This window comes from Billgrantia antri (assembly GCF_019430905.1).
In the GTDB taxonomy this organism is placed as follows: Bacteria; Pseudomonadota; Gammaproteobacteria; order Pseudomonadales; family Halomonadaceae; genus Halomonas; species Halomonas antri.
This window is the reverse complement of sequence record NZ_JAHYCA010000009.1, coordinates 77,951-96,048: the sequence shown is the minus strand read 5'-3', so window position 1 is coordinate 96,048 and position 18,098 is coordinate 77,951. Positions and strand designations below refer to the sequence as shown.

The following is an 18,098-nucleotide window of genomic DNA, read 5'->3' as shown; positions in this document are numbered from 1 at the left end:
GTATATGAAGCGAGATGACAATTCGATGACGCCAAGCGACGAACTGCCCATCGACGCCCAGCTTCCGGCGATTCGCCAGGCGCTGGTCGACCATAACCGCGCACTGCTTGTCGCAGAACCCGGGGCGGGCAAGACCACTCGGGTGCCGCTGGCATTGCTGAACGAGGCCTGGTGCCGGGGCGAGCATGGTGAAGGCCGCCTGCTGCTGCTGGAACCGCGGCGGGTGGCCGCTCGCCTCGCTGCCGGCTTCATGGCGGAGAGCCTGGGCGAACCGGTAGGGCAGACCGTGGGCTACCGCATGCGCGGCGAGAGCCGGGTAGGGCCCGACACGCGGCTCGAAGTGGTGACTCAGGGGGTGCTCACGCGGATGCTGCAGGACGACCCGCTGCTCGAAGGGGTGAGCGGCATCGTCTTCGACGAGTTTCACGAGCGCAGCCTGGAGGCCGACCTGGGTCTGGCCCTGGCGCTGGATGCCCAGTCGGTGCGTGACGACCTGCGCCTGCTGGTGATGTCGGCCACCCTCGATGTGGAGGCGCTGCTTGGCGTGCTGGGCAGCGAGACGCCGCTGATCGAGAGCCAGGGGCGCAGCTTTCCGGTGCAGACCCACTATCGTCCGCTCGGCTCTCGTTCTAATTCTCGCTTGGGTTCCCGCGACGACGCAGCAGTCCAGCAGGCCGGGGCGGTAGTGGAAGCGCTCTCTATGAGCGAAGGCGATGCCCTGGTGTTTCTGCCCGGTGTGGCCGAGATCCGCCGTCTGGCGCGCGAGTTGGCGAGCCGCCAGCCCGAACTGGCGATACGCGAGCTGCACGGGCGGCTGCCGCTGGAGGAGCAGCGCCGCGCGTTGAAGCCCGAGCCCGACGGTCGCCGGCGCGTGGTGCTCGCTACCGCCATCGCCGAGTCCAGTGTCACCGTGGATGGCGTACGCATCGTGATCGATGCCGGCCAGGAGCGGGTGCCGGTGTTCCAGCCGCGCAGCGGGCTCAGCCGGCTTGAGACCCGCCGCGTCAATCGTGCCAGCGCCGACCAGCGCCGCGGCCGGGCCGGGCGCCAGGGGCCGGGGCTGTGCCTGCGGCTGTGGGCCGAGGAGCAGCCGCTACCTGCCCACGGCGAGCCCGAAATGCTGCAGGCCGATCTTGCTCCGCTGGCCTTCGAGCTGGCCCGCTGGGGCATCGTCGAGCCGGCCGGGCTGGCCTGGATCACCCCGCCACCGGCCGGGGCGCTGGCCGCGGGGCGTCGCCTGTTGCAGCGACTCGGCCTGATGGACGAGGGCTTCCTGCTCACCGAGCTGGGCCGGGCCTGCGTGCGCTGGCCTACCCACCCTCGTCTGGCGGCGATGCTGACGCGTGCCGGCGAGCTCGACGCTGAGCCGCTGGCCTGTGCCCTGGTGGCAACGTTGGAAGGGCGCGACCTCGTCGACGAGCAGGATCTGGAGCGCACGCTCCAGGCCTGCCTGGCGCAGCCCGCCGCCCGCCGTCAGTGGCAGCGGGAGGCTCAGCGCCTGGCCCGAATTGGCGGCGTGCGGCTGGAGGTCGAGACTTTGGCGCCGCTGGGGGAGCTGCTGGCCCTGGCTTATCCGGACCGCGTAGCGCAACGTATCCATCACGATGCCGGGCCGGGACGCTTCCGCCTGGCGTCCGGCGGGCTGGCGACGCTACCGGAACGACATCCGTTGGCCCATGCCGAGCTGCTGGTGGCCGCCGATCTCGACGGCCAGGCAAGCGGTGCGCGAATCTTTCGCGGCGTGGCCATCGAGCGGGCGCGGCTCGAGGCGCTGTTTCCGGAAACCGGTGAGTGGCGGGCGAGCCTGGAGTGGTCGGAGGAGCAGGGGCGCCTTATCGGCGAGCAAGTGCGCGGTCTGGGCGCGGTGGTGCTCGAACGCCGGCCGCTTGCGTCGCTGCCGCCGGAGGCGGTGCGAGAGGCGCTGCTCGAGGCCCTGCGCCGCCGTGGCGAGCTGCCATTCGACGACAGCGCCGAGCAGCTGCGAGGCCGGGTGGCGCTGCTGCGCCGGGAGCTGGGCTCTGGTCGTGATCGGGAGGACTGGCCCGACTGGTCGCTGCCAGCGCTGATGGAGGAGCTGGAAGCCTGGCTGGGACCGCATCTCGACGGTATCAAAAGCCTCGATGCGCTGTCGCGCCTGCCGTTGGAGCGCTACCTGCTCGACAGCCTCGACTGGTCGCTACGCAGCCGGCTCGATGCGTTGGCCCCGGAGCGTCTCGAAGTGCCCAGCGGTTCGCGTATACGCCTCGACTACATGCCGTGCCTGGAGGGCCGGGCGCCGGTGCTGGCGGTCAAGTTGCAGGAAGTGTTCGGCTGGCGGGAATCGCCGCGAATCGCCGACGGCCGTGTGGCAGTGCTGCTGCACCTGCTGTCGCCGGCGCGGCGTCCGCTGCAGGTCACGGCGGATCTGGCCAGCTTCTGGGCCAACGGCTACCCCGAGGTGCGCCGCGAGATGCGCGGCCGCTATCCCAAGCACCCCTGGCCCGAGGACCCGTTGACCGCCGTAGCCACCGCGCGAACCAAGCCACGCCCCTGATCATCCAGCGGAGGCATACTCCGGACGGACCTGCAGACAGGATACGTAGCGTAGTGTCAGCGTGCGCCGGGCAGGGTATCTCGCGAGAGCGGGCTGTCGGAGTTGCGCTTCGGTGGCCTGTTGTTCCTTCTCCTGCGCAGCAGAAGCTTTTCCAGCTCGACGACCAGAAAGAGCGCGATACTGCAGCCGAACACCAGCAGCCAATGCCATGGGGCGAGAGCTGCGCTGTCGAACAGGGCCTGCATGAAGGGCAGGTAGGTCCAGGCGACCTGCAACGACAGCACCAGGCCGATGGCGAGCCACACAGGACGACTGCCGAACAGCCCTTGCAGGGAGAGATTGCTACGCAGCAAGAAGCGGCTATTGATCAGGTAGGCCGCGCTTCCCATGACCAGCACGTTGACGGCACCGGAGCGGGCGACAGCCTCGTCGCCTTCGTGCTGAAGCAGCCAGCTGAACATGCCGAACACGGCGATCAGCAGCAGCAGGGAGACGAAGATCACGCGCCAGAGCAGGAACAGGTCGAGCAGGGCGGCCGCGGGATCGCGAGGACGCCTCCGCATCAGGTTTTCCTCTCCTTGCTCGAAGGCCAGTGCGAGGCCGAGGGTCACGGCGACCACCATGTTGACCCACAGGGCCTGCAGCGGGGTGATGGGCAGCAGGGTGCCGGCCAGCACGGCCAGCATGATCGCCAGGCCCTGGGCGCCGTTGGTGGGCAGCAGGAAGGTGACGGTCTTGCGGATGTTGTCGTAGACCTTGCGTCCCTCCTCGATGGCGCCGACGATGGTGGCGAAGTTGTCGTCGGCCAGTACCATTTCGGCGGCTTCCTTGGCTGCCTCCGTGCCCTGGATGCCCATGGCCACGCCGACATCGGCGCGCTTGAGGGCCGGGCCGTCGTTGACGCCGTCGCCGGTCATCGCGCAGATGCCGCCGCGGGCCTGCATCGCCTTGACCAGTCGTAGCTTGTGTTCGGGGGCGGCGCGGGCGTACACGTCGACATCGTCGATGCATGCTTCCAGCTCGGTGTCGCTCATAACCTCGATCTCGCGGCCAGTCAGGGCCCGCTCGGTGTTGGCAAAACCTAGCTGCCGGGCGATGGCCAGCGCCGTGACGGCGTGATCGCCCGTGACCATGATCGGGCGGATGCCGGCTGACAGGCACCTTTCGACCGCACGAATCGCCTCTTCCCTGGGGGGATCGAGCAAACCGATCAGCCCCAGGAGAACCAGGCCCTCCTCGGCATGGCGCTCGTCAAGTTCTGCGACGTCATGGATCGGCTTTTCGGCCAGCGCGAGCACGCGCAGTCCGCGTGCCGAGAGGGCCTCGATCCGCGCCTCCCATAGGTCGGGTGCAAGTGGCGTATCGCCGGCTTCGGTACGCACCCGCTGGCACATCTCGAGCAGCCGGTCGGGCGCCCCTTTCACCAATAGCGTGGGCTGGCCGTCCACCTCGTGAAGGGTGGCCATGTATTTGCGCTCGGACTCGAAGGGGATGGCATCGTGCCGGTCGTGGCAATCACGCAGCGCCCTGGCATCCAGTCCGGCCTTGGCCGCGACGACGACCAGCGCTCCTTCGGTGGAATCGCCAAGGATGTGCCAATGTCCCGACTCATCCCGGGACAGCTCGGCGTCGTTGCACAAGGCGCTGACCTTGAGGAAATGGCGCAGGGCATGGTGATTGTCCAGGTTCAGCGGGTCGCCGGCGGCTGCGTTATCGCGTACGGGCAGAAAATCTCCCTCCGGCGCGAAGCCGATGCCCGTGACGGCGATCTCGCCTTCGGGCAGCCAGATGGCCTGGGCGGTCATCTCGTTGCGTGTCAGGGTGCCGGTCTTGTCGGTAAAGATGGTGGAGATCGATCCCAGCGTCTCGACGGCAGGCAGGCGCCGAATGATGGCGTTGCGCCGGGCCATGGCCTGCACGCCCAGGGAGAGACCGATGGTGACGATGGCCGGCAGGCCTTCAGGAATGGCCGCCACGGCGAGGCCGACGGCCGCCATGAACATCTGGCTGGCAGGCTGGCCATGGACGAGCGCACCGATGGCCGCCGTGACGAGGGCAGCCCCCATGATGAAGATGGCCAGTACGCGGCCGGCGCGGTCGAGCTGACGCAAGAGCGGTGTCTTGAGTTTCTCCACGTTGCGCAGCAGCTCGGAAATACGCCCGATTTCGGTATCGACGCCGGTGGCCACGACCACCCCCCGGGCAGTGCCTTGGGCAACGATGGTGCTGGCGTAGGCCATGCAACTGCGTTCGGCCAGGTCGGTCTCTGCGGTGACGGGCGTGGTCTGCTTGTCGACGGCAACCGATTCTCCCGTCAGGGCGGCCTCCTCGGTACGCAGTCGATTGGCCTGCAGCAGGCGGAGATCGGCGGGGACCCGGTCGCCGCTCTCGAGCAGTACGATGTCACCGGGAACCAACGCCTCGGCGGGGATGGTCTGGCGTCGCCCGGCGCGCCATACGTGGGCCTGCGGCGAGAGCAGCTCGCGAATGCTCTCCAAGGCCCGCTCGGCCTTGCCTTCCTGGATGAAGCCGATCAGTGCGATGATTGCCACTACGCCAGCGATAGCCAGCGCATCGAGACGATGGCCCAGCGCCAGGCTGGCGACACCAGCGGCAATGAGAATCACGATCAGCAAATTGTTCAACTGGGCCAGCATGCGCTGCCACCAGGGGCGCCCCTTGGCCTGTTGCAGCCGGTTGGGGCCATAGCGCTCCAGGCGTGATGCCGCCTGCTGTTCATCGATACCATTGCGGTCGCATTCGAGTCGCTGCAGGGCTTCTTCTTCGCTGAGCGCATGCCAGGCGGTGCGGGCAGCGACAGGACGTTCGGGCATTCCCTTACCTCCGAGAACGTGAGAGGGACAGCGCCAGATGTATCACACTCCCATGCTGCGCTGCAGTGATCCAGGGCAAGGAACGTGAGCCAAGTCTGTACGGGGCCGGGATATGGACGTGGCGCTGCGAATGGGCCGAGGTGGCAGCAAGGAGATGACGGCCTGCGCTATGATGGTGGCTCGTTCTGTACGAGAGAACCAATGACCTCGCTTCGAGAGACTCGCTGCCCTTGTGGTAGCCTATTGCCGCTGGCCGCCTGCTGCGGCCGCTTTCATGCCGGTGAGCCGGCGCCCACGCCGGAAGCGCTGATGCGCTCCCGCTACAGCGCTTTCGCTCTGGGTCTGCATGACTATCTGCGCGGTACCTGGCACGAGAGCACTCGTCCCGCGACGCTGGATCTGGATGACGGAACGCGCTGGGTGCGCTTGGAAGTGCTGGATCATGGGCAGGATGGCGAGCGGGGCCGCGTGCACTTTCGCGCGACCTTCCATGAAGGCCGGCGCTGGAGCGTACTGGAAGAGAACTCGCGCTTCGTGCGCGAGGCAGGGCGCTGGTACTACCTGGATGGCACACCCGGCGTCACCCGCCTCAAGCCCGGCCGCAACGACCCTTGCCCCTGCGGCAGCGGGCGCAAGTTCAAGAGTTGCTGCGGCCTGGGCTGACTTCTATCAACAGCCCCATCAAAGCACCATCGCCGCCAGCCAGCCGAAGACGATCAGCGGCACGTTGTAATGCAGGAAGGTGGGCACCACGGTGTCCCAGATGTGGTCGTGCTGGCCGTCGGCGTTGAGCCCGGCGGTGGGGCCGAGGGTCGAGTCCGACGCCGGTGAGCCGGCGTCGCCCAGCGCCGCGGCGGTACCCACAAGGGCGATGGTGGCCATGGGCGAGAAGCCGAAGCTGAGTGCCAGTGGCACGTAGAGCGAGGCGATGATCGGCACGGTGGAGAACGACGAACCGATGCCCATGGTGATGAACAGGCCGACGAGCAGCATGATCAGTGCCGCCAGGCCCTTGTTGTCGCCGATCAGCTCCGCCGAGCCCTCCACCAGCGTGGCCACTTCCCCGGTTGCCTGCATCACCCCGGCGAAGCCGGCCGCGCTGATCATGATGAAGCCCACCTGCGCCATCATGCGCATGCCTTCGGTGAAGATGCCGTCCTGCTCGTGCCAGCGGAATACACCGCTGACCGAGAGCAGGGCGAAGCCGAACAGCCCGCCGAGCACCATGGAGCCGGAGAGCAACTGGGTCGCCACGGTGCCCACCAGTGCCGCGGCGAGCACCGCCATCTGCCAAGGCGCCAGGTGTCGGGCGGCCTGGGCCGGGGTCTCGTCGCCATGGGCCAGGTCGCGGTCCTCATATTGACGCGGGCGGCGATAGCTCCACAGCAGTGCCGCGACGAGGCCCAGCGCCATGCCGCCGATGGGAATCAACATGGCCATGGGCACCATGCCACGGGTGACCTCGAGGCCCAGTTCGGCACCGCTCTCGTTGAGGTTGGCGAGCAGAATGTCATTGAGGAAGATCGAGCCGAAGCCCACCGGCAGCAGCATGTAGGGCGCGGTGATGCCGAAGGTGATCACGCAGGCGGCGGCCCGACGGTCCAGTTGCAAGTGGTTCATCAGCTTGAGCAGCGGTGGCACCAGCACCGGGATGAAGGCGATATGCACCGGGATCAGGTTTTGCGAGCTGACCGCGGCGGCCAGCAGGGCGCCGAGCAGGGTGAAGGCAACCCAGCGACGGCTCGAGGGCTGGTCGTCCAGGTGCAGGCCGCGAATGGCCCGATTGGCGAGCAGCTCGGTGATGCCCGAGCGTGACAGGGCCACGGCGAAGGCGCCCAGTACGGCATAGGAGAGGGCGATGGTGGCGCCGCCGCCCAGGCCTTCATTGAAGGCATCGAGGATCTCGGTCAGTGGCAGCCCGGCGACGAGGCCGCCGATCAGGCTGGCGGCGATCAGGGCAAAGACGACGGAGACGCGGGCAAGGCTCAGGATGACCATGACCAGGATGGCCAGAACGATGGCATTCATGCGTGGCTCTTTGGATTCGGATAAATTGAAATGACGCGCAAGGGCAGACGGAAAGCCCCGAAGCATGGCTTCGGGGCAGCGTATGTTACCTCAGGTGAATCGTCGGGTCAGTGGCTCGGCAGCAGCTGCATAGGCACCAGGCGGTTCAGCACGCGAGAAGCGAGTAGGGCGGTGGCCGCCTCGATGTCGGGGGCGAAGAAGCGATCACGGTCATAATAGGGCACCTGTTCGCGCAGGGCGCGACGCGCCTGTTCCAGTCTTGCGGTGGTCGAAAGCCCTTGGCGGAAGTCGAGCCCCTGACAACCGGCCAGCCATTCGATGGCGAGAATGCCGCGCACGTTGTCGGCCATCTCCCACAGCCGCTTGCCGGCCGCCGGCGCCATGGAGACGTGATCCTCCTGGTTGGCCGAGGTGGGCAGGCTGTCGACGCTGTGCGGGTGGGCCAGGGCCTTGTTCTCGCTGGCCAATGCCGCGGCGGTGACCTGGGCGATCATGAAGCCCGAGTTGACGCCGCCGTTCTCCACCAGGAATGGCGGCAGCTGCGACATGTGGGTGTCCATCATCAGCGAGACGCGGCGCTCGGTGAGCGAGCCGATTTCGGCCAGCGCCAGTGCCAGGTTGTCGGCGGCCATGGCCACCGGCTCGGCGTGGAAGTTGCCGCCGGAGAGGATGTCGCCTTCGTCGCTGAACACCAGCGGGTTGTCCGATACCGCATTCACCTCGACGGCCAGCACCTCGGCGGCTTGGCGGATCTGGGTCAGCACCGCACCCATCACCTGGGGCTGGCAGCGCAGCGAGTAGGGGTCCTGCACCTTGTCGCAGTGGGCGTGGGAGTCGCTGATCTCGCTGCGCTCACCCAGCAGGTGGCGATAGGCCGCGGCGGCGTCGATCTGGCCGCGCTGACCGCGGGCAGCGTGAATGCGCGGGTCGAAGGGCGCACGTGAGCTGAGCGTGGCTTCCACCGTCAGCGCGCCGCATACCGTGGCAGCGGCGTACAGATCCTCGGCCTCAAACAGCCCCTTGAGGGCGTAGGCGGTGGAGACCTGGGTGCCATTGAGCAACGCCAGCCCCTCCTTGGGTGCGAGACTCAGCGGCTCGAGCCCGGCGATCTCGAGCGCTTGGCGGGCGGTGATCCATTCGCCGCGATGGCGTGCCTTGCCTTCTCCGAGCAGTACCACGCTCATGTGGGCCAGCGGCGCCAGGTCCCCGGAAGCGCCGACGGAGCCCTTGAGCGGAATGTGCGGGTAGACCTCGTTGTTGACCAGGGCTAGCAGGGCGTCGAGCACCTTGCGGCGGATGCCGGAGAAGCCCCGCGCCAGGCTGTTGACCTTGAGCACCATGATCAGGCGCACCAGGGCGTCTTCCATGGGCTCGCCGACCCCGGTGGCGTGGGACAGCACCAGCGAGCGCTGGAGATCCTCCAGGTGGTCGTGGTCGATGCGGGTCTGGGCCAGCAGGCCGAAGCCGGTGTTGATGCCGTAGACGGTGCGATCCTCGGCGACTACGCGATTGACGCAATCGACGGCGCGGTCGATGGCGGCGTCGGCGCTGTCGGGCAGCGTCACGCGCAGCGGCGCCTCGAACACCTGGCGCGCCTGGGCCAGGGTCATCTTGCCGGGTTGAATGTCGAGTTGGGTCATGAATGGCTCCTTTACTTATCGAGCATCGGCAGATCCAACCCATTCTCCCGGGCGCACTGCTTGGCGATGTCGTACCCGGCATCGGCGTGGCGCATCACCCCGGTGCCCGGGTCGTTGCGCAGCACCCGGCCGAGGCGGGCGTGGGCGTCGTCGGTGCCGTCGGCGACGATCACCACCCCGGCGTGCTGGGAGTAGCCCATGCCCACGCCGCCGCCGTGGTGCAGCGATACCCAGGTGGCGCCACCGGCGGTGTTGAGCAGGGCATTGAGCAGCGGCCAGTCGGAGACGGCGTCGGAGCCGTCCATCATCGCCTCGGTCTCGCGGTTGGGACTCGCGACCGAGCCGGAGTCGAGGTGGTCGCGCCCGATGACCACGGGGGCCTTGAGCTCGCCGTTGGCGACCATCTCGTTGAAGGCCTGGCCGAGGCGGGCGCGGTCCTTGAGGCCGACCCAGCAGATGCGCGCCGGCAGCCCCTGGAAGGCGATGCGTTCCTGGGCCATGTCGAGCCAGCGGTGCAGATGCGGGTCGTCGGGAATCAGCTCCTTGACCTTGGCATCGGTCTTGTAGATGTCCTCGGGGTCGCCGGACAGCGCTGCCCAACGGAACGGGCCGATGCCCTGGCAGAACAGCGGGCGGATGTAGGCCGGCACGAAGCCGGGGAAGTCGAAGGCGTTGGCCACGCCCTCTTCCTTGGCCATCTGGCGAATGTTGTTGCCGTAGTCGAAGGTGGGCACGCCCATCTTCTGGAACTCGAGCATGGCCTGCACGTGCACCGCCATGGAGCGCTTGGCAGCCTTGACCACCGCTTCCGGCTCGGCCTTGCCGCGCTCGACGTACTCGTCCCAGCCCCAGCCGGCGGGCAGGTAGCCGTGCAGCGGGTCGTGGGCGCTGGTCTGGTCGGTGACCATGTCCGGCTTGACGCCGCGCCTGACCAGCTCCGGCAGCACCTCGGCGGCGTTGCCGCACAGGCCGATGGAGACCGCCTTGCCCTCGGCGGTGTAGCGCTCGAGGCGCGCCAGGGCGTCGTCGAGGTCGTCGGCCTGTTCGTCCAGGTAGCGGGTGCGCAGGCGGAAGTCGAGGCGCGACTGCTGGCACTCGATGTTCAGCGAGCAGGCGCCGGCCAGGCTCGCCGCCAGCGGCTGGGCGCCGCCCATGCCGCCGAGGCCGGCGGTGAGAATCCAGCGGCCGGTGAGGTCGCCACCGTAGTGCTGGCGCCCGGCCTCGACGAAGGTTTCATAGGTGCCCTGGACGATGCCCTGGGAGCCGATGTAGATCCACGAGCCGGCGGTCATCTGGCCGTACATCATCAGGCCTTTCTTATCCAGCTCGTTGAAGTGCTCCCAGGTGGCCCAGGCCGGCACCAGGTTGGAGTTGGCGATGAGTACCCGGGGGGCGTCCTTGTGGGTCTCGAACACGCCCACCGGCTTGCCCGACTGGATCAGCAGGGTCTGGTTGTCCTCGAGGCGCCTGAGCGTCGCGACGATGGTGTCGTAGCACTGCCAGTCGCGGGCGGCGCGACCGATACCGCCGTAGACCACCAGCTCCTCGGGGCGCTCGGCCACGTCGGGGTGGAGGTTGTTCATCAGCATGCGCAGCGGGGCTTCGGTGAGCCAGCTCTTGCAGCTGAGTTCGCTGCCGGTGGGGGCGGCGATGCGGCGCTTGGGATCGTGGCGCGGATCAGTGGCGATCGGGGAGTGGCTGTTCATAGCGTGTCTTCTCTCGTTACATGTCGTTTTCAGCAATCCAGCGTGAGCTGGTGGATCAGGCGCGCCGCCGCGCGGGCGGTGCGGGCATCGATGTCGAAACCGGGGTTGAGCTCGGCGATATCGGCCAGGCGCAGCTTGCCACTGTCGCGCACCGCCTCGATCAGCGGTTCGAGCAGTGCCAGCGATACGCCACGGGCAGCGGGCGCGCTGACGCCAGGTGCCTCGGCAGCCGGCAGCACGTCGAGGTCGACCGTCAGATAAAGGTGGTCGCAGTGCGCCATGAAGCGCTGCAGGTCGCGAACGATGGCGTCCAGGTGCTGCGCCGTGAACTCGCGGTCTTCGCGTACCAGCACGCCGAGTTCGCGCGCGCGGGCGAACAGGGCGCGGGTATTGCTGGCCCGACTGACGCCCAGGCAGGCGTAGCGGAAAGTCCAGCCACGACGGTCGCACTCGGCGGCGATCTGGGCGAAGGGCGTGCCCGAGGAGCCGCGCTGGCCTGGAGTGAGAAGGGGGCTGCGCAGGTCAAAATGGGAATCGAGGTTGATGATGCCGACCCGCGGGCGGGCCTCGCCCCGAGTGTCGAGATGGCGTGCCAGACCCGACCAACTGCCGAAGGCAACTTCATGACCGCCGCCGAGAATCAGCGGCAGGTGAGATTCCGACAGCAGGGCGGCGACCCGCTCGGCCAGGCGCTGCTGGGCCGCTTCCAGATCCTCGTTACCGTGACAGCTGACATCCCCGGCGTCGTATGCGGGGGCGAGTCGATGCCAGGCCATAGGCGCCAGTGCGCGACGAATGGCACGCGGCCCTTCAGCGGCACCGATACGCCCTTGGTTGCGTGCCACTCCGGCATCGCAGGCAAAGCCGAGCATGGCGACGCCGGGGGCAGTCCCGCGCTTGAGCGGTGTGACGACCTGATGCCAGCGAAGGCTGTCGGGCTCCGGGTCCTCGCGCCCGGCCCAGGGCGCCATGTCGGTGGCCGGGTCGGCCAGATGCATGTCGGTGCCGGTGTCAGCCATGGCTAGGTTCCCCCCGATAAATGCGCTGACGCAGCCGGCCGGGCTGCACGGCATAGGCCAGCTCGGCAGGTGTTTCTACGTCCCACAGGCACAGATCCGCCGGCGCACCCTCGACGATGCGCCCGAGCGATTGCCCATGCAGGCCGAGGGCACGCGCGCCGTTGGCGGTCATGCCGGCCAGGGCCTCGCGTGGCGTCAGGCGGAACAGGGTACAGGCGAAGTTAAGCATCAGCGTCGGCATGAACAGCGGCGAGCTACCTGGGTTGGCATCGGTGGCGATGGCCATGGGCACGCCGGCTTCGCGCAGCGCGGCGATGGGCGGCAGCCGCGTCTCGCGCAGGGTATGGAAGGCGCCAGGCAGCAGCACCGCGACACTGCCGGCCTCACGCAGGGCGGCGACGCCGGCCTCGTCGAGGTACTCGATATGGTCGGCGGAAAGCGCACCGTGGCGGGCCGCCATGGCGCTGCCGCCCAGGTTGGAGAGCTGCTCGGCATGGGCCTTGATCGGTAGGCCATGGGCTTCGGCGGCTTCGAAGACGCGCTCGCACTGGGCGACGGAGAAGGCGATCTTCTCGCAGAACACGTCCACCGCATCGGCCAGGCCCTGCTCGGCGGCGGCGGGGATCATCTCGCGGCACACTAGGTCGATGTAGGCGTCGCTGTCGTCCTTGAACTCCGGCGGCAGGGCGTGGGCGCCCAGCAGCGTGGTGACCACCCGCACCGGCAGCTCTTCGCCGAGGCGGCGCGCCACGCGCAACATCTTCAACTCGTCGGCGATGCTGAGGCCGTAGCCGGACTTGATCTCGACGGTGGTAATGCCGTCACGCACCAGCGCCTCCAGGCGCGGGCGGGCCATGTCGAAGAGTGCTTCTTCACTGGCGGTCCGAGTGGCACGAACGGTGCTGAGGATTCCGCCACCCTGTCGGGCAATCGCCTCGTAGCTGACACCTTCCAGACGACTCTCGAACTCCTCGGCACGCGAACCGCCGAACACCAGGTGGGTATGGCAGTCCACCAGGCCCGGTGTCAGCACGCCGCCCTGGCCGAAAAGTTCACAAGCCTCCGCGTCGGCGCGGTCCAGTTGGCGCATGGGGATGACGCGCTCGATCGATTCGCCCGTGACCACTACTGCCATCGGTTCCGGCAGGGTGTCGTGTCCGTCGAAGAGGGTGACGTCACGCCATAGGCGTCGTGGTTGGAGCTTGGCGGGCATTGTGCCTCCTGTCGCAGATGCTGACTATTGTATATACATTTAATCGGTTGCTGCGCCAGCGTCAAGGGGAGTGCGGAGAGATCCGATATCCGCATTCGGTCTGCATCGCTCTTATCATTAACAGTTCATTGTTCAAAAAGGTTTTTTTCTTGTGTCTCTCCAAGAGGCTCATTCTATCTCGAGTGGCGCGTTAGACTAAGGTATTAGCAATGCTTCGTGGCCCACCGGTGACACCTGGGATATCGTAATGTATATACAAATAGGCATCCCCGGGATGGCTTCGAAATCGGAGCCACTGACAATCACAACGAGAGGTAAGCACCATGGCGATACCGGAACCGGCCACGCGCAATGCGGGCAATGGCACCTGGCTTACGGCGGCCAAGCTTTTCGTGCCCAGCCTGCTGGGTATTCTGATCTTCTTCGTTCCCATCACGCTGGGCGGCAGACAGACCATTCTGCTCGATCACATGGTCACCGCAGCGCGAGGCCTGCTGGGCGAGGCTGCCGGCTGGTATGCACTGGCGCTGATCGTGGCCGGTGCGGCGTATCCGCTGTGGAAGGGCACTTGGCGGCGCAGCTTGACGGAGCGCATCTTCACTGCGCTGAAGCTGGCTGGCGTGGCCGTGGCGTTAATGGCTCTGTCGGGATGGGGGCCTGCGCTGCTGCACGAGCCGGACATGCTGCCGTTCCTGTTCGACAAGCTGGTCATCCCCGTCGGGCTGATCGTGCCGATCGGCGCCGTGTTCCTCGCGCTGCTGATCGGCTACGGCTTGCTGGAACTCGTCGGTGTATTGCTGCAGCCTGTGATGCGCCCGATCTGGCGTACACCGGGCCGCTCGGCCATCGATGCGGTGGCATCGTTCGTCGGCAGTTACTCGATCGGTCTGCTGATCACCAATCGGGTCTACCAGGCGGGGCAGTACTCAGCGCGCGAGGCCGCCATCATCGCTACCGGTTTCTCCACGGTGTCGGCGACCTTCATGATCATCGTGGCGCGTACGCTCGACCTGATGAGCGTCTGGAACCTGTACTTCTGGTTGACACTTGCCATCACCTTCCTGGTGACCGCCATTACCGTGCGCCTGCCACCGCTTTCGCGGCTGGACGATAGCAAGGCCGATGGAGAGCCCGAAGCCCCCGTGGGCAAGCGCCTGGAGACCGCCTGGCGTACCGGGTTGGATGTTGCCAGTCAGGCTCCGTCGCTGCATCGCAGCGTGGCACTCAATGTGCGCGAGGGGCTGCTGATGGCCATCGGCATCCTGCCGTCGATCATGTCGGTAGGGCTGCTGGGATTACTCGTCGCCAAGTACACGCCGCTGTTCGAGTGGCTGGGTATGCTGTTCTATCCCTTCGTGGCGATCTGGGGACTCGAGGATGGCATGGCATTGGCACAGGCATCCGCGGCGGGGCTGGCGGAAATGTTCCTGCCCGCGCTGCTGATGGGTGAGGCCGAGTTCGTCGCTCGCTTCGCCGCCGGCGTAGTATCGGTTTCTGCAGTGCTGTTCTTCTCCGCCTCCATTCCCTGCATCCTTGCCACCAGCATTCCGTTGACGGTGGGGCGTATCGTGGCGGTGTGGTTCATCCGCGTGGCGCTGAGCCTGATGTTGGCAGTACCGGCGGGTTATCTGGTGCAGGCGCTGAGCCTGGGGTAGACGATGGCGCCATCGTGGTGGATTGCAAGGAAGGCAAGGGTCGTTCCCGAGGTGCAGAGGCGGGGTCAGCCTTCGGTAACGATCTTGCTCAGACGCTGCTGGGCGACTTGGCTGGAAATGGTGGCATCATCGAAGAATTCGCTGAGCGTGCTGATCCAGGCAGCCATGGTATGGGAGGGCATTGCCCTCGAGTGCACGCCATCGTGGTGTGCTTCGTCCCGGATTCGCTGCAGGCCCAGCTGGCCGCAATGATCCAGCTCAGCAGGGTCGATGTCGGTTCTTACCGGCAGTGATCCCTTCAGTCGACTGAAGGCGAGCTGGTTGTCCGGTTCGAGTACCATGCGGGCAAAGGTGTGTTGCGCATGGGCGGCCCCATCGCGAGCGGTTAGCGGAAAGGCAAAGCCGTCGATTGCCATGAAATGGGTGGCAGAGGTGCCGGGGATGAAGCTGCAGCCGAAGTCCTGGCCTGCCGTGTAGCCAAGGGAAACAAGTTCTCCCTTGGCCCAGTCGCCCATGAGCTGCATGCCGGCCTCGCCGCGCCCGATCATTCTGGTGGCGTCAGCCCAGGTTCTGCCCGCTCGGGCAGTTGCAGGTTCGGTGAAGCGAGAAACGCGGCGCAACCGGTCGAGTGCCTCTCGCATGCTCGGCGCGAGTACGGCATCCCTGTCGCCATGGAAAACGGCTGCATACCCCTCAGCCCCCATGGTGTCATACATGATACTGTGGAAGATCAAGGCGGCTTCCCAGGGTGCCGATCCCATGGCGATGGCCGGGTAGCCTGCAGCCTCGATTCGCTCGGCCGTGGCAAAGAGTTCGTCCCAGGTCTCGGGGGGAGCGAGCCCGAGTTCATTGAAGATGGTCTGACTGGTCCAGAGCCAATTTTCCAGATGAATGTTCGATGGCGCAAAATATATTCTGTCGCCGTAGCTGATCACATCGATCACGAAAGCAGGCAGCAATTTGCGCCAGTGATCTCTTTGAGCGAGTGCCTCGATATCCTGAGTGACTCCGAAACTCGGCAGCTCGACGGCTCTGGCGTCGAGATTCCACTGCGTCACTGCAGGAGGATAACCGTTGGCGATGCGTTCGCTGACGACACGCTTCAGGGCGGCTTCACCGTCCACGGGCAAGTCCGTCCATTGATTGCCGGCGCTGGTCCAGGCATTCCGGTAGACGTCTATCGCTGCTGATTCGCTATTCGATATCCAGTAATGCACGACATCGACCTGAAGGCCCGTGGAGGTGGCGTTGCCTTGAGCGCCGGTGGCCATCACCGCTGCGAGACAAAGACTTGAGCACAGCGCTTTCATCAATGCTTTTACCTCGCTACGCCCGCTCACTTGGCTGCTGCCCTGGGTTGCCTGAACCAGGACTCCTTGACGTCTAGCGATGACATGGGTCTGGCAAAGAAATATCCCTGACCGATCGAGCAGCCTGCCTCTCGCAGGAATTCACGCTGCGCCTGGGTCTCGATGCCTTCCGCCACACAGCGCTTGCCCAGGTTGCGGGACAGATCGATGATGGCATGGATAATCTGCTCCGAGCGCTTGTCGAGGCCGATATCAGCGACGAAGCTGCGGTCGATCTTGAGTTCGTCACAGGGAAAGTTGCGGAGGTGCAGCAGCGACGCGAAGCCTGTGCCGAAGTCGTCGAGGGAAACGAGTACGCCATGTTCGCGAAAACGCATCATGGCAGCTCGCATCTTCTCCGCATGGCGGTTGATGAAGACGTCCTCCGTCACTTCGATTGTCAGATCGTGCCACTCAAGTCCGTACTGGCGCATGGCTGAAGCGAGCATATTGAATCCGCTTTCATTGATGAGAAGTGTCTCCGGCATGTTGATGGCAACCGGCCCGGGAGAAAACGCCATGTTCTTCCACGTTCTCAGGTCGTGACAGACCACGTGGATGACGGCTTGGCTCATGGCGACGATCTGGCGTGGATCGTCTATCAGAGGAAGGAAGGCGCCGGGCGCCAGCAGGCCGAGCAGGGGGTGGTCCCAACGGACGAGAGCTTCGAAGCCAAGGTGTTCGCCTGAAGCGAGGTCAACCTTGGGTTGATAGTGCACGATAAACTCGCCGCGGTCGGCGGCGCTCACGAGGGCGACGGCGAGTTCGTTCTGTTCGAGGCGGTAGGCGAGTGTTTCTTCATCGAAGATATAAGCATGCTGACTACCGGTTTTGGCAGCGTATAGCGCCAGGTCGGCGACACGTACGAGTCCGGCGTCCTCGGTTGCATGGATGGGGACGATCGCACCTCCGGCGCTTGCCGACGTACGTAGGATGTTGTTCTCGTAGTGGAAATCCATCGAGAGCGTCTTGATGGCCCGATCGGCCAGGTCGTTGAGGCGCAGTTCATCGTCGATGCCGGGGAGGAGGATGGCAAACTCGTCGCCCCCAATGCGGGCGATGATGTCATTGTCGTCGAAGACGCTCTGAAAGGCATTGGCGACATGCAGGAGCGTGGCATCTCCAGCCTGGTGGCCGAAGCCATCGTTGATCGACTTGAAGTTGTCGAGGTCGACCAGCAGCATCGAGAAGCCAGTTCCATTTTTCTGATAGCGATTAAGTAGTCTGCCTAGTGCATTGTTGAAATATGAGCGATTCTTGAGCCTGGTGAGGGGATCCGTTTGGGCAAGGTGGGTGAGCTTTTTCTCGAACTCCATCTTGCGGTTATGCTCGTTGCGCAGCTTCATCAATAGCGGATAGAACAGGAGCACGCTGGCCAGAATGAAGAGTACGGCCAGCATGAGCAAGAGCGCTGTACTGATCGAAACGGCATTAGCGATACTGACTTCACTGCGATCGTTGGCGTGCTCAATGATGCTGTTGAACTGGCGCATCAGGAGACTGTCGGCCGATATGGCAAAATCAATCGGTCCCCAGAACGTATAACGACGCTGTCGTTCTTCGTGACTGGCGGTCACGATTCGCTCGGCCCGGGAGAGAAAATCTTCTAGTCGCCGATCAAGGTCCATATACAGGGCTTCTGAGGCCGGATTCTGTCGGCTGATATTTTCCAGAAGATTGCTGTCAAGCTGACCGCGCTTCGTCCGTAGTCGTGTCATCAGGTGCCGAATGTCGTTTATCGCCCTCTGTATGTCGAGGAGCATCGGCTGCACGATATGCTCTGGTAGCCTTGGATCGGCGGATGCGCTCATTAGCGCCCGCGTCTGCTGTGTAAGCTGCTGGAAGCGGATGAATTTCTGGCTGGTCAGAGAGCTGATCTCCTGCTGGGCCGCATGGCGATCCAAGGCAATCTTGACCGTCAAGTATGTGGCGCCAATGAGCAGGGTCATGACGATGGCGATGCCGATATAGTATCGGCCCATGGAACGTATGTAGACGTCGATCGAAGTACCTTGCCCTGCTGGGAGAGGAGACATTTCAGGCATGTTGACCTACTTTGTCTCGTCGTTGTTTTCGGGGAAGGTATCCCGTATTCGACTTGTCGGCGTAACATGGCACATG

General features: G+C 65.4%; 11 protein-coding genes. 3 read left to right on the top strand and 8 right to left on the bottom strand.

Features of this window, described 5'->3' with window-relative positions:
• Nucleotides 1-25: 25 nt before the first annotated feature.
• Nucleotides 26-2,533, top strand: coding sequence for an ATP-dependent helicase HrpB (gene hrpB, locus KPL81_RS20035; protein WP_219793624.1), 2,508 nt, complete (start codon nt 26-28; stop codon nt 2,531-2,533).
• Nucleotides 2,534-2,589: 56 nt separating this feature from the next.
• Here hrpB and KPL81_RS20030 read toward each other — a convergent pair whose 3' ends face one another.
• Nucleotides 2,590-5,367, bottom strand: a complete 2,778-nt coding sequence (locus KPL81_RS20030) for a cation-translocating P-type ATPase (protein WP_219793623.1) — start codon at nt 5,365-5,367, stop codon at nt 2,590-2,592.
• Nucleotides 5,368-5,568: 201 nt separating this feature from the next.
• Between KPL81_RS20030 and KPL81_RS20025 the strand changes: the two genes are divergently transcribed.
• Nucleotides 5,569-6,030 (top strand): YchJ family protein, encoded by a 462-nt coding sequence (locus KPL81_RS20025; protein WP_209472161.1) that lies wholly within the window; start codon nt 5,569-5,571, stop codon nt 6,028-6,030.
• An 18-nt stretch (nt 6,031-6,048) separates the two neighbouring features.
• Here KPL81_RS20025 and KPL81_RS20020 read toward each other — a convergent pair whose 3' ends face one another.
• The 5 genes from KPL81_RS20020 to hutI all read right to left on the bottom strand — a co-directional run bounded on the left by KPL81_RS20020 (nt 6,049) and on the right by hutI (nt 12,973).
• Nucleotides 6,049-7,395 (bottom strand): Na+/H+ antiporter family protein, encoded by a 1,347-nt coding sequence (locus KPL81_RS20020; protein WP_219793622.1) that lies wholly within the window; start codon nt 7,393-7,395, stop codon nt 6,049-6,051.
• Between the two features lie 107 nt (nt 7,396-7,502).
• Nucleotides 7,503-9,035: a histidine ammonia-lyase gene (hutH, locus tag KPL81_RS20015; protein ID WP_219793621.1), complete on the bottom strand. Its 1,533-nt coding sequence runs from the start codon at nt 9,033-9,035 to the stop codon at nt 7,503-7,505.
• Between the two features lie 11 nt (nt 9,036-9,046).
• Nucleotides 9,047-10,741 (bottom strand): urocanate hydratase, encoded by a 1,695-nt coding sequence (hutU, locus tag KPL81_RS20010; protein WP_219793620.1) that lies wholly within the window; start codon nt 10,739-10,741, stop codon nt 9,047-9,049.
• 29 nt (nt 10,742-10,770) lie between these two features.
• A complete protein-coding gene (gene hutG / locus KPL81_RS20005) occupies nt 10,771-11,760 on the bottom strand; it encodes a formimidoylglutamase (RefSeq protein WP_240549409.1) in 990 nt (329 codons plus the stop codon).
• Complete coding sequence (hutI, locus tag KPL81_RS20000; protein ID WP_219793619.1) at nt 11,753-12,973, bottom strand: imidazolonepropionase; 1,221 nt, start codon at nt 12,971-12,973, stop codon at nt 11,753-11,755. Before hutI ends, hutG begins: the two co-directional genes overlap by 8 nt.
• Nucleotides 12,974-13,296: 323 nt before the next feature.
• Between hutI and KPL81_RS19995 the strand changes: the two genes are divergently transcribed.
• Entirely contained in the window at nt 13,297-14,628 is a 1,332-nt protein-coding gene (locus tag KPL81_RS19995; protein WP_219793618.1) for a YjiH family protein, read from the top strand.
• Between the two features lie 65 nt (nt 14,629-14,693).
• On the opposite strand, the gene KPL81_RS19990 is transcribed toward KPL81_RS19995, so the two are convergent.
• Together KPL81_RS19990 and KPL81_RS19985 are read right to left on the bottom strand one after the other, a co-directional pair.
• Nucleotides 14,694-15,938, bottom strand: a complete 1,245-nt coding sequence (locus KPL81_RS19990) for an ABC transporter substrate-binding protein (protein WP_219793617.1) — start codon at nt 15,936-15,938, stop codon at nt 14,694-14,696.
• Between the two features lie 26 nt (nt 15,939-15,964).
• Nucleotides 15,965-18,022 (bottom strand): putative bifunctional diguanylate cyclase/phosphodiesterase, encoded by a 2,058-nt coding sequence (locus KPL81_RS19985; RefSeq protein ID WP_219793616.1) that lies wholly within the window; start codon nt 18,020-18,022, stop codon nt 15,965-15,967.
• Nucleotides 18,023-18,098 lie beyond the last annotated feature (76 nt).